General features: G+C 67.4%; 12 protein-coding genes and 1 pseudogene. 8 read left to right on the plus strand and 5 right to left on the minus strand.

From position 1 onward, the window contains the following. Positions 1-67: 67 nt before the first annotated feature. The gene (locus tag VQ065_RS16435; protein WP_003088988.1) at positions 68-2,020 is read left to right on the plus strand and encodes a hybrid sensor histidine kinase/response regulator; all 1,953 of its coding nucleotides are present in this window, start codon (positions 68-70) and stop codon (positions 2,018-2,020) included. A 3-nt stretch (positions 2,021-2,023) separates the two neighbouring features. Here the strand turns inward: VQ065_RS16435 and VQ065_RS16440 are convergent, their stop codons facing one another. Beyond that, positions 2,024-2,632 carry a Yip1 family protein gene (locus VQ065_RS16440; RefSeq protein WP_003088991.1) on the minus strand — a complete coding sequence of 203 codons (609 nt, stop codon included), beginning with the start codon at positions 2,630-2,632 and terminating at the stop codon, positions 2,024-2,026. A gap of 160 nt (positions 2,633-2,792) precedes the next feature. Between VQ065_RS16440 and VQ065_RS16445 the strand changes: the two genes are divergently transcribed. After that, on the plus strand, positions 2,793-3,023 hold the full coding sequence (locus VQ065_RS16445) for a hypothetical protein (protein WP_003088994.1): 231 nt from the start codon (positions 2,793-2,795) through the stop codon (positions 3,021-3,023). Here VQ065_RS16445 and VQ065_RS16450 read toward each other — a convergent pair. Both VQ065_RS16450 and VQ065_RS16455 read right to left on the minus strand, forming a co-directional pair. After that, positions 3,007-3,957 carry a methyltransferase gene (locus VQ065_RS16450; protein WP_003088997.1) on the minus strand — a complete coding sequence of 317 codons (951 nt, stop codon included), beginning with the start codon at positions 3,955-3,957 and terminating at the stop codon, positions 3,007-3,009. The genes VQ065_RS16445 and VQ065_RS16450 overlap by 17 nt on opposite strands. Further along, a complete protein-coding gene (locus tag VQ065_RS16455) occupies positions 3,941-5,317 on the minus strand; it encodes an iron-containing redox enzyme family protein (RefSeq protein ID WP_003089000.1) in 1,377 nt (458 codons plus the stop codon). The genes VQ065_RS16450 and VQ065_RS16455 overlap by 17 nt, the downstream gene beginning before the upstream one ends. 185 nt (positions 5,318-5,502) lie before the next feature. On the opposite strand from VQ065_RS16455, the gene VQ065_RS16460 reads away from it, so the two are divergent. The 3 genes from VQ065_RS16460 (at position 5,503) to VQ065_RS16470 (ending at position 7,878) form a co-directional block, all read left to right on the plus strand. Next, on the plus strand, positions 5,503-6,717 hold the full coding sequence (locus tag VQ065_RS16460; protein WP_003089007.1) for a carboxylate-amine ligase: 1,215 nt from the start codon (positions 5,503-5,505) through the stop codon (positions 6,715-6,717). 27 nt (positions 6,718-6,744) lie between these two features. Continuing rightward, on the plus strand, positions 6,745-7,167 hold the full coding sequence (locus VQ065_RS16465) for a low affinity iron permease family protein (protein ID WP_003089012.1): 423 nt from the start codon (positions 6,745-6,747) through the stop codon (positions 7,165-7,167). Positions 7,168-7,323: 156 nt separating this feature from the next. After that, positions 7,324-7,878 carry a ClpP family protease gene (locus VQ065_RS16470; RefSeq protein ID WP_003089015.1) on the plus strand — a complete coding sequence of 185 codons (555 nt, stop codon included), beginning with the start codon at positions 7,324-7,326 and terminating at the stop codon, positions 7,876-7,878. A 105-nt stretch (positions 7,879-7,983) separates the two neighbouring features. Here the strand turns inward: VQ065_RS16470 and exoY are convergent. Beyond that, a pseudogene (gene exoY, locus VQ065_RS16475) lies at positions 7,984-9,119 on the minus strand (type III secretion system adenylate cyclase effector ExoY). Positions 9,120-9,347: 228 nt separating this feature from the next. Here exoY and VQ065_RS16480 point away from each other — a divergent pair. Then, complete coding sequence (locus VQ065_RS16480) at positions 9,348-9,761, plus strand: CBS domain-containing protein (RefSeq protein WP_003089022.1); 414 nt, start codon at positions 9,348-9,350, stop codon at positions 9,759-9,761. On the opposite strand, the gene VQ065_RS16485 is transcribed toward VQ065_RS16480, so the two are convergent. Next, positions 9,721-9,987, minus strand: a complete 267-nt coding sequence (locus tag VQ065_RS16485) for an alpha-amylase family glycosyl hydrolase (RefSeq protein ID WP_003089023.1) — start codon at positions 9,985-9,987, stop codon at positions 9,721-9,723. The two genes, VQ065_RS16480 and VQ065_RS16485, sit on opposite strands and share 41 nt — an antisense overlap. A 197-nt stretch (positions 9,988-10,184) precedes the next feature. On the opposite strand from VQ065_RS16485, the gene hcnA reads away from it, so the two are divergent. Together hcnA and hcnB are read left to right on the plus strand one after the other, a co-directional pair. After that, entirely contained in the window at positions 10,185-10,499 is a 315-nt protein-coding gene (hcnA, locus tag VQ065_RS16490; protein ID WP_003089025.1) for a cyanide-forming glycine dehydrogenase subunit HcnA, read from the plus strand. Then, positions 10,496-11,890, plus strand: coding sequence for a cyanide-forming glycine dehydrogenase subunit HcnB (gene hcnB / locus VQ065_RS16495; protein WP_003089027.1), 1,395 nt, complete (start codon positions 10,496-10,498; stop codon positions 11,888-11,890). Before hcnA ends, hcnB begins: the two co-directional genes overlap by 4 nt.

Here is an 11,890-nt window from a genome sequence, read left to right on the forward strand (position 1 = left end):
TTCTTCGTACTACCTTGCTGGGTGTGCCTTGCAGCCCGGGTCGAGCAGCCGACGAGTGAACACGTCCATGAAAACCACAAGAAAACCGAAAGTCCCCTTGAACCAGGCCACGCGCAACCGCCTGCTCGACGAAGCGGTCGACGACTACGCGATCCACACCCTGGACAGCGCTGGCCGTATCGCCAGCTGGAGCGCCGGCGCGGCGCGCCTGTTCGGCCACGACGCGAGCGAGATCCTCGGCCGCGACTACGCCTGCTTTCATACCCGCAAGGACCGCGACGCCGGCGTTCCGCAACAGGCGCTGCGCCAGGCGGATGCCGAGGGCCGCTTCGAGACCGAGGGCTGGCGGGTGCGCAGCAACGGCAAGCGCTTCTGGGCGCAGGTGGTGATCGACGCCATCCGCGACAGCCAGGGCCAGTTGCTCGGCTTCGCCCAGCTGATCCACGACCTCAGCGAAGGGCGCGCAGCCAAGGAGGCGCTGCGGCGCAGCCAGGAGCAGTTCCGCCTGCTGGTGCAGAGCGTTACCGACTACGCCATCTACATGCTCGACCACCGCGGGCGGATCACCAACTGGAACCTCGGCGCCCAGCGGATCAAGGGCTACCTGCCGGAAGAGGTGATCGGCCGGCACTTCTCCTGCTTCTACACCCCCGAAGACCGCGAGGCCGGCGAGCCGGCCCGCGGCCTGGCCGCCGCCGAACGCGAAGGGCGTTTCGAGAAGGAAGGCTGGCGGGTGCGCAAGGACGGCAGTCGCTTCTGGGCCAACGTGGTGATCGATCCGATCCGCGACAGCGATGGCCGGCTGATCGGCTTCGCCAAGGTAACCCGTGACATCACCCACCGGATCGAAGCCGAACGCGAACTGGAACGGGCCCGCCAGGAGCTGTTCCAGGCCCAGAAGATGGAGTCCCTGGGGCACCTCACCGGCGGCGTGGCCCACGACTTCAACAACCTGCTGACGGTAATCATCGGCAGCCTCGGGCTGCTGAAGAAACGCCTGCCCGGCGACCAGCGCACCGCCGACCTCTTGCAGAACGCCCTGGAGGCCGCCCAGCGCGGCGCCAACCTGACCCAGCGGATGCTTTCCTTCGCCCGCAAGCAACGTCTCGATCCGCAGCCCTGCGCGATCCCCGACCTGTTGCGCGGGATGACCGACCTGCTGATCCATTCCCTGGGACCGAGCGTATCGATCGAGACGCGCTTTCCCCTGGATCTCGACCTCGGCCTGACCGACGCCAACCAGCTCGAACTGTCCATCATCAACCTTGCCACCAACGCCCGCGACGCCATGCCCAACGGCGGGCGCATCGTCTTTTCCGCGAGCAACCAGCGGGTGCCGGCGGACAATCCCCATCGCCTCGCACCGGGCAACTATATCTGCCTGAGCATCAGCGACACCGGCAGCGGCATGGACGAGGAAACCCTGCGCCGTGCGGTGGAACCCTTCTACACCACCAAGGGAATTGGGCGTGGCACCGGGCTGGGCCTGTCGATCGTCGACGGCCTCGCCGAGCAGCTCGGCGGCCGGCTCACCCTGGAGAGCCAGCCGGGCGTCGGCACCACCGCGAACATCTGGATACCCGCCGTCCCGCGAACCCCGGAAAGCGCCCGTACGGGCAATGGCGCGACGCCGCAGCCGCCCAGCGAAAGCGAGCGGGTGCGCTTGTCCTGTCGAGTACTGGTGGTGGACGACGACCCGCTGGTGTTGAACAACACCGCGGCGATGCTGGAGGACCTCGGTTGCTCGGTACTCAAGGCCGACTCCGGCAGCCTGGCCCTGGAGATTCTCACGGCGACGCCGGAGCTGGACATCCTCCTGACCGACCAGGCGATGCCACGGATGAACGGCAGCCAGTTGGTGGAGCGGGTCATGGCCCAGGGCCGGCCGCTGAAGATGGCCCTGGCCACCGGCTTCGCGGAAAAGATCGAAGGCGCGGCGGCACAGTTGCCCAAGCTGGCCAAGCCGTTCGGCCAGGAAGAGTTGTACCTGTTCCTGACCGGCACGCTGAAGGCCGGCTGAGCCTCAGCGCAGGTACTCGCCGCTGCCGGCCAGGCTTTGCCCCCAGAACTCGATGAAGATGAAGGCGGTGGTCAGCAGGGTCAGGAAGCCGACGCCGAGGATGCAGAAGGCGTAGAACAATGTCTGCCGCTCCTGCATGCGCATGAACAGCGGCAGGCCGGTGAACAGCAGGCGTACCGAGTAGGCGCAGGCAGCCGCCGCGGCCAGCAGCAGGAGGATCCGCCAGGGCACCAGGGCGACGATCCCGGCGAGCATCAAGGGCACGGCGATCGCCGTGGTGAAGGTCAGGCTGCCCGGTACGCTGGGGCGCGACGGCGTGCGGAACAGCACCCAGCGTACGAATAAGCCCATGATCACCACGCCGGCGACGAAGCCCAGGTAACACATCGTCGCCAGCAGCAGTGCGCTGCCGCTGGAGAGGTGTTGCACGCTGTCGTTGCCCGGCAGCGACCAGCCGACCTGGGTAGTGCCGATGAACAGGCAGGCCGCCGGCAGCAGCGGCAATAGCAACAGCGGAACGAGGAAGGCGAAAGGGTGATGGTCGTAGTCCTGGCGCAGACGAGGCCAGGCATTGGAGGGACTGATCAGTAGCCGAGCCATTTCGCGGGTCATGACGGGCACCTCTTTTCTGTGGCGTTCAGGAGTCTGGACCGGCCCGGCGCGAGGGGGTTCAGGTGGCGTGCCGGGCGGTCCGCGACCGCCCATCCAGGGCCTTGAACCGGAAGACGCGGGGAGCGCCGAAAGACAAACGTCCCTGTCTTCCGGAGGAGCCATGACCACCTACGAAATCCAGCACATGCGCGGCTGGCGGCGTTTCGCCCGCACCGTGCGCGCCGCCAGCCGGGCCGAGGCGGAACGCCTGTGCCTGCCCTGGGAGTGGGTGGATGACGAGGTCCTCGCGGTGATTCCGGCCGAGGCCGAGGTGGCCGAGCGCTGGCAGCGCCTGAACGAGGATCTGGTGGGGAGCCTGGAAGGCCTGGAGCGCCTCAGGCGGGACGAGTGACCCGCAGGCCGACCACGGCGATCCGCTCGGCTTCGCGGTAGGCGGGGCTGTCCAACTCTTCGGCGAACACGTCCGGGTCCAGTTCCTGGTAGTCCCAGTTCCACTCCCGAGACGCCAGGCGTTCGCGGATGCGGGCGAGGAACGGATCGCCGCCTTCGACCATCGCCACGCCGGTATACAGCAGCAGGCTGCCGCCGGCTTCCAGGCGCTCGAGGGCGGCATCGACGATTGCCAGCGAGAGCCCGGCGCCGAGCATCCCGCCACCATGCCGGTAGGCGCGCTCCGAGGCATCCAGGAGATAGGGCGGGTTGGCCACGATCAGGTCGAAGCGACCGGGCGCCTGGCTCAGCAGGTCGCTACGCGCCAGGGTCAGGTTACCGACCCCCGCCAGCGCCGCGTTGACCCGCGCCAGGTCGAGCGCCGCCGGATTGATATCCAGCCCGTGTACTTCGGCGTCCGGGCAGGCCATGGCGATGCGGATCGCGCCGGGGCCGGCGCCGCAGCCGATATCCGCCGCACGGCGGATGCGTGCCGGATCGGACGATGCCAGGTGGCTGCGGATCAGCCGGTCGAAGCGGTAGGTGTCGGGGCCGAAGAACACCGCGTCGGCGGCCAGGGTAGGGAAGGCCGAATGGACGAACAGTTGCTCGCCGAGGCTGGAGACGCGCACCTGGCTGCGCCAGCCGTCCGCCTCGCGGCGGATCAGGTCGGCGCCGGCAAGAAGGGTCAGCCAGTCGGCCGGCAGGCTTTCCCCGGCGAATGCCCGGCTCCAGCCGAAGATGCCGGCCAGGTCCCGGGCCATGCGGTTTTCCGGGCGGGCGTTGACGCGCTCATGGGTAGCCGGGGTGACGGTGACGAAACGGTAGTCCTGGCCTCGCAACCAGTTGCCGAGGCTGACCAGGACGTCCAGGCGCGGATCATTCAGGCTGGGCATGGGCGGCCCTCCAGCGCTGGCTGAACATCCGCGTGGCAAGGAGACCGGCGGGTCCGTGGTGGCGGTGCGGGGCCATCAGTTCGAGAAGGCGTGCGACGCCCTGCTCGGGGGATAGCCGCAGCAGCTCGCGCCGCAGCGCGACCTGCTCGGCATCCACGTCTCCGCCCGCCGTCGCCGGCTCCGCCAGCGGCGCAAGCGGGTCCCTGTCCGCCGGAGCGGGGGCTTGCCAGTCGCCAGCGATCCAGTCGTACAGCAACTGCTGCTCGTAGGGAGTGAAGACTCCGAACATTGCCGCCCGGTCGCCCTCGATCAGGTTCCAGAAGCGGCTGCCGCGCGGATCGGCATGGCGCCGGATCCAGCCCTCTTCCTCCAGGCAGGCGAGAAACGCCGGGAACCGCCCGGGCACCGCCAGCCACTGGTTCACCGTGCGCCCGCCGATCCGGCAACGATCCGAATGCATACCGGCGGCGTAGGGGCGCTTGCGCTCGAACATGGCCAGCAATTCTTCCTCGAGATCGAAGCCGTCGATTACCTGCGTAGTGCTCAGGCCGACCTCGTTCAGGCGGTAGCCGTTCCTCACCCGTTCGAGGAAGGCCGCGCGCCCGCCAAGCTGCGGCAGGTTGTCGTAGAGCGCGCGCAGGGCCTTGCGCGCATGCCCGCTGGCGGCGTTGTCGATGGTCACGTGCAACTGGAAGTAGTAGGGGTCGAAGCCCAGCTCGCGCAGCTCCTGAGTGGTGATCAACAGGTGCAGCGGCGGTTGCTCGTAGCCGAGGTTGTAGCCGATCACTTCGGGCAGGTAGTCCGCGGCGAGGTGGCCGAGGGCGAGTTGCTGGGTGCCCTGCAGGTAGTGGAGATCGCTGAGGCCTTCGACTTCCTCGCTGCCGATGCTGGCCAGCAGGCGCCGGTAGAGCAGGACGTGGTTGCGTGCCGGGACGCCGTCGCCGAGTTCTTCGAGGAAGGTCTCCAGCAGCGGCCGCAGGCGTTCCTCGCCATGATGCGGCAACAGCCCATAGAGCCAGGCGCCGTCGACCAGCTTGGTCGGGGCCACGCTGCGAATGAAGTGCATCGCCTGGGAGGGAACCTGGAAGTAGCGTCGCCCTTCGCCGCGCCGCCGTGCCCGGAGGTATTCGGCATGCGCCTCGGCGGTGCGCCGGGCCCCGGCGTCGAGCCAGGCCGGCCAATCGGCGGGGTCCTCCGGCAGGTCGTCGTCATGGGTGGCGGCCAGGCTCAATTGCTGGTCGAGGAACTCGCCGGCGGCTTCGAGGTGCTCGCGGGGCTCGTCGAGCAGGGCGTGGTACAGGTCGCGGACCCTGGGCGAAGGGCTTGCACTGGAGGCAGGGAGGGGCGAAGACAGGCTCATGTCGCGTTCCTTGTCGTGGGTTTGCGGGGGCGGCCGGGGCGACCACACATATGGGTGCGAGTGACACCAGGGGAAAAAGGTTTCACTGGCAGGATCGGCGGCGCGCCGGGGAACCTCACGGCGGAAAAAACGAACCTCGACGGCACTCCGGCGTCTTCCCGAGACAATCCCCGGGAGCTGCGCCGATGACCCACGACCTGGCCGCCAGCGGCCTTCGCTTCGGCATCGAGGAAGAATTCTTCCTGCTCGATGCCTCCGACCTGGACATCGTCCGCTCCGCCCCCGCCGGATTCGTCGCGGCCTGCCGTGACACGCTCGGCGAGCATTTCGCCGAGGAGATGTTCGAATGCCAGGTCGAGGTGGCCAGCCCGGTGTTCTCCACCCTGGCCGAGGCCGCGCGCTTCCACGGTCAGGCCCGGCAACGCCTGGCGCATCTGGCCATGGACTTCGGCCTGCGCTCGCTCTGCGTCGGCACCCATCCCTTCGCCGACTGGCGGCGGGCGCGAAGCAACCCGGCGGCGCACTTCGCCCGCCTGTTCGAGGACCAGGGGCGGGTGGCCCGGCGCAGCCTGGTCTGCGGCCTGCACGTGCATGTGGAGATACCGCCGAGCCACGACCGCATGGCTGTGCTCCAGCGCGTGTTGCCGTGGCTGCCGCTGCTGCTGGCGTTGAGCGCATCCTCGCCGTTCCGCGGCGGCCGGCGCAGCGGCCTGGCGAGCTATCGACGGGCACTCTGCGGCGAGTGGCCGAGGATGAACATTCCTCCTGCCTTGCCCGACGAGGACGCCTATCGCCGCCACCTGGCGCTGCTGCGCGAGACCGGCTGCATCCGCGAGGATGGCCAGGTCTGGTGGATGATCCGGCCGTCATCCCATGTGCCGACCCTGGAGCTGCGTATCTGCGACGCCTGCCCGCGCCTGGCCGACGCGCTGAGCCTGGCCGGGCTGTTCAGGGCGCTGGTGGGCGAAGCGCTGGGCGCGGACCCGCGTGCGTTGCCGGTCGCGCGCGACGCCTGCCTGGAGGAAAACTACTGGCAGGCGCTGCGTTACGGTTGCGCCGGCCGCTATCTCGTCGAAGGCCGCTGCGTAGGTGCCGGGGACTGGCTGGAAATGGCCTGGCGACAGTGCCGGCCGCAGGCCCGCCAGGGCAACGAATGGGCCTACCAGCATGCCCGTGGATTGCTCGGAGAGACCTCCGCCAGTCGCCAGTTGCGGCGCTACCAGACATTGCGCGCAGCGGGCCAGGAACGGCACGTGGCGCTGCGCCGGCTGGTGGAAGAACTGCTGGAGGAGAATCTCCAGCCGGCCTTGGCCGGTCCGGCCGGCAAGCGCGCCCACGAAGGCGGCCGGTCATTCCGTCCGGCCGCTGGAGCGCCGATGTCAATCCGCGGTCAGGAGTAGGGAGAACGTCACAGGGGGTTCGCCACCATGAGCTTTTCCCGATTCGCCCAACGCCTGTCCAACTGGAGCGGCCGGCCGCCGACCTTCGTCATCGCCCTCGGATTGATCCTGGCATGGGCGATCAGCGGGCCGTTCTTCGACTTCAACGATACCTGGCAACTGGTGATCAATACCTCGACCACCATCGTTACCTTCCTCATGGTCTTCCTCATCCAGAACACCCAGAACCGCGATACCGATGCGCTGCACATCAAGATCGACGAACTGCTGCGCAGCACCCGGCGCGCCCACAACGCGTTGCTCGGACTCGACGACCTGGACGCCGACACCTTGCGCGAACTGCGTGAGCGCTACCAGCGGATGGGTGAGCGGGATGGAGATACGCCGCAGGGCGTAGCCAGCGAAGAAGCCCGCGAATGCGCCTGCGAGGAACGACAGCGCGACGCCTGAAGCCTCCCTGCGTAAGGCAGCCGCGTGCTCATCGTGCCTGGTTCCTGGCCGGCACTGCCATTCGTCGCGCCGATGGCTCGCGGCGCAGGCGCGACAATCCTCTGTAGGGAAACCCGTGCAGACCGTCGAGGAACCGATACGGAAAGAGAGGCGAGCATGTCCAAGCAGCACATCATCCATTTCACCGGGCCGATCAATTCGTCCACCTGCGGCAATCTGATCAACACTTGCGCCAAGGTCCTGCAACAGGAGGCCGAGGAGTTGCGGATCAACATCGCCACCATGGGCGGGGAATGCAGCTACGGCTTTACCCTGTACAACTTCCTGCGCGCGCTGCCGGTGCCGATACATACCCACAACCTGGGTACCGTCGAGTCGATGGGCAACATCCTGTTCCTCGCCGGCGAGCGACGCAGCGCCAGTGCCCACAGCAAGTTCCTGTTCCATCCTTTCCACTGGACCCTGCATGGCGCGGTGGACCATGCGCGGATGGCGGAATATGCGATGAGCCTCGACTACGACCTGGAGCTTTACGCCCGGATCGTCGCCGAGAACACCCGTGATGCGCCGGAACGCCTGGACATCCCGAGCTACCTGATGGCCTATCCGCGCATCCTCGGTCCGGAAGACGCCCTGGCTTGCGGACTGATCCATACGGTGGACGATTCGCCTATACCCGCTTCCGCCTGCCAGTGGAGTATCCATTCCTAGCTTCCCCGCGCCGCCCAGCATATTCCGGCAAGCGGAAGGCCTTGGACAGGCGGCAGGATGCCCATGCCGCCGGGGAAAGCGGGCTTTGCCAACGACCTTCGCGCATCAGACCTTACGTTGGAAAAAGTCGAGCGCCTCCTGGAAGCTGGGCCGCAGCGGCACGTTCCAGTCGGGATGGGCGGTGAAGTGATAGCCGTTGCCCTTGATGCACTCGACCAGCAAGGAAAAGCTCTTCCGATCCGCCACCACGCAGACCTCGTCGAAGCGAACGGACTCTTCTCCGAGCCGATGCTCCATGGCCCGGGGAAGGTAGAAGGTGGCCGGGAAGTTGTCACCCATATGGGAGCCTGGGTTGCCCGCATCGTCGCTGTGGTGAAACATCTCCCTGTGCTCCCCCCGGCCCAGGCAGTCATTGAGGGCGTCCACCAGCTGCCGCGTGCGCGGAGTGATGTTTCCCCTGGCCATATCCTCCCTGCCATAGAATCCGTCCTCGCTCAGGGGATCCTTTGCACCGAGGGGGTGTATCTGACCGCGGTATTCCTTCTTGCATCGAGACCACCACTGCCATGCGCCTCGATCGAGGGCGCTACCAGGAAGAGGTCATAATCGGCGGTCATCGCCAGCCCGCAAGCCGGGCTGGCCAGTACCTGCACCGCTTCCGACCGCCCCAGGCGGCTGATCCTGTAGAGACCGTCCGGCTCCTGGCGGGCCTCGAACTCATAGCGTTTGCCGCTGGGGCCCTGCGCGGTCAGGAGGCGAACCGGCCCGACACCGTCTGCCACCAGGCCGAAATTCCGCACCAGCTCCGCAAGGCGTTGCTGAGAGATCCGCAGGTCGGTCTGGGTATAGGCTCCGCCATCCATTCCCTTCGCCACAGCCAGGTTCAGTTTGCGTATTTCCGCCGTGTCGCGGTTTTCCCGCTTGCTGAGATGCTGGTCGACACAGATGAACCCCGCCTGCGGACCCCAGTTCGAGCTTTTCCCCTTCACCGAGAAGCCCTTGGTCGGGAAACCCTCTTCGATCAGCGTAGTGACGATTCTTTCAACCGGGCGAATGCCAAAGACGGTATTCGTCTGCCTGGCCACCGCCTGCATGCGCAAGGCATGTTCCACGGGAACCCCCACCCCCTGCGCATCGAACAGGTCCTGTAGAGCCCGTGCCTGCATATCCGCAGGGCGCTGTAGCGGTCCGGGCTGTGCCGTTGCGTTAGAAACCACCTGACGATGACCGTCGATACGCATGGTTCGTTTTCCCGCATATGCCAAAGAAGGAGTCGAGAATAAGAATCCGGGCAGCGGCGAGATATCAGAAAACGCGGACAAATTTTTTGTTTGCCGCACGCTGCCCGCGCGAGCGCTAGGTAGATGACTGCGACGCCGGGAAGAAACTTCGAACTCCCCACATGCGGGCGATTCACAAGCAGGGAGAGCCGCGCCGAAAACGGCGCGCCGGAAGAAGGAGACAGAACGATGAAAGTCCGTGAAATCATGAGTCGCGAAGTACGTACCGTCACCCCCCAGACCACCCTCGGCGAGGCGGCGCTGCTGATGCGCCAGGCCGATATCGGCGCCTTGCTGGTCAACGAGGGCGAGCGCCTGACCGGCGTGGTCACCGACCGCGACCTGGCGGTGCGCGGCCTCGCCGATGGACTCGGAGCCGACCGCCCGGTGCGCGAGGTGATGAGCGGGGAACTGCGCTACTGCTTCGAGGACGAGGAAGTGGACCATGTGGCGAAGAACATGGCGCAACTGGAGAAGCGCCGCTTGCCGGTAATGGATCGCAACAAGCGCCTGGTAGGCATCGTCTCGCTAGCCAACATCGCGACCTGCAACGCCGACAAGCTCAGCGCCAACCTCTTGCGCGGCGTGGCCCGCGCGCACTGAGTCGGACATGACGGAACGACGGGTGGTGGCGATCTGCGGCGGCAGCGCCGGGGTCGGGCGAGCGATACACCGGTGACGGCCAGAGGGCGTCGCCGCCAAGGCGGTGCAGGTGGTCCAGGCGCGCGACCAGGCCGGGCAGGTCGCCGTCGCTGTCGGTGAACGAACGCGGGTAGACCTGATAGATCACCGCGCGTTTCCACCAGGGCGGCTGGAAGGATTGCAGCATGGGGCCTCCACGGGTGAGCCGGCTTTGCTGCTTGGCACCCTGGGGTAGGCGCGGGTTCGACTTTTCCGCGCGAACACCTGCACCCCACCTACCAGAATTGGCAGGGGAAGATACCCACCTGTCATGGATCAATGTCCGCGCCCGGCCCGACTCCTAGTGTCGCCGGCTCCCGACTCTCTCTCACGGATGAAAGGGCAATGCACCTTCTTGAACGTCAACACGATATCCAGCCCCTCTCGCGGGCAGACATGACCATCCACCTCAATGGCCAGCCCGTCGCGGCGGCTGCCGGTGAGACCGTGCTCAACGTGCTCAATGCCGTGGGCCTGCGCCGGCTCGCGCGCAACGACCATGGCCAGGCCAGCGGCGCCTTCTGCGGCATGGGCGTATGCCACTGCTGCCTGGTCGCCATCGACGGCCGGCCCAAGCGCCGCGCCTGCCAGACCGTCGTCCGGCCGGGCATGCGGGTGGAAACCGAAAGCAACCGCTTCGACCGGGAGGAACGGCCATGAACCTGCGCCCGGTGATCGTCGGCGGCGGCTCGGCCGGCATGGCCGCAGCCATCGAGCTGGCCAGGCGCGGGGTCCCCTGCGTCCTCTTCGACGAGGCCTCGCGTCCCGGCGGGGTGGTCTATCGCGGCCCCTTGCGGGCCGGCGTCGATCCGGCCTACCTCGGCGCGCGCTACACCCGGATGCTGGAAAAACTGCGGCGCGATTTCTCCGCCTGCGCCGGGCACATCGACCTGCGCCTGAACAGCCGCGTGGTCGGCGGCGACGGCCAGCGCCTGATGGTCCTCGACGAGGCGGAACGGCTGCACGAGGTGGAGTATTCGCACCTGCTCCTGGCCACCGGCTGCCATGAGCGCAGCGTGCCGTTCCCCGGCTGGACCCTGCCCGGGGTGATGCTCCTCGGCGGCCTGCAATTGCAGATCAAGAGCGGCGTGGTGAAGCCCCTGGGCGATACCCTGATCGCCGGCAGCGGCCCGCTGCTGCCACTGGTGGCCTGCCAGCTGCATGCGGCCGGGGTACGTGTCGCCGGGGTCTACGAGGCCTGCGCGTTCGGCCGCATGGCCAGGGAAAGCCTGGCGCTGCTGAACAAGCCGCAACTGTTCCTCGACGGCCTGAGCATGCTCGGCTATCTCAAGCTCAACGGCATTCCGCTGCACTATGGCTGGGGCGTGGTGGAGGCCAGCGGCGAGGGAGAACTGACGGAAGTGACGGTAGCGCCCTACGACGAAGAGTGGCGGCCCGACCTGGAAAACGCGCGACCGGTGAAGGCCAGCACCCTGGCGGTCGGCTATGGCTTCATCCCGCGCACCCAGCTCAGCCAGCAGTTGGGCCTGGAGCACGGCTTCAGCGACGACGGATACCTGCGCGCGGAATGCAACGTCTGGCAGCAGAGCAGCCAACCGCACATCCACCTGGCCGGCGACATGGCGGGTATCCGCGGCGGCGAGGCGGCGATGATCGGCGGGCGCATCGCGGCCTTGTCGATCCTCCTGCAACGCGAGGCGATCGCGCCCGCCGAGGCCATCGAACGCCGAGAATCCCATCTCGCCCGCCTGGAGGCGATCAAGCGCTTCCGCGCCGGAGTCGAGCGCTACACCCAGCGCGGCGCCCGCCAGGTCGAACTGGCGCGGGCCGATACGGTGATCTGCCGCTGCGAACAGGTCACCCGTGGCGACATCGAGCGCGCGCTCGAACAGGGCGTGCAGGACATCGCCGGGCTGAAGATGCGCACCCGCGCCGGCATGGGCGACTGCCAGGGGCGGATGTGCATCGGCTACTGCAGCGATCGCCTGCGCCGCGCCACCGGACGCCACGACGTCGGCTGGCTGCGGCCGCGTTTCCCGATCGATCCGATCCCGTTTTCCGCATTCCAGAACCTCGGTACGGAAGCCTGA

The organism is Pseudomonas sp. KBN10P06128 (assembly GCF_037574945.1).
GTDB lineage: Bacteria > Pseudomonadota > Gammaproteobacteria > Pseudomonadales > Pseudomonadaceae > Pseudomonas > Pseudomonas aeruginosa.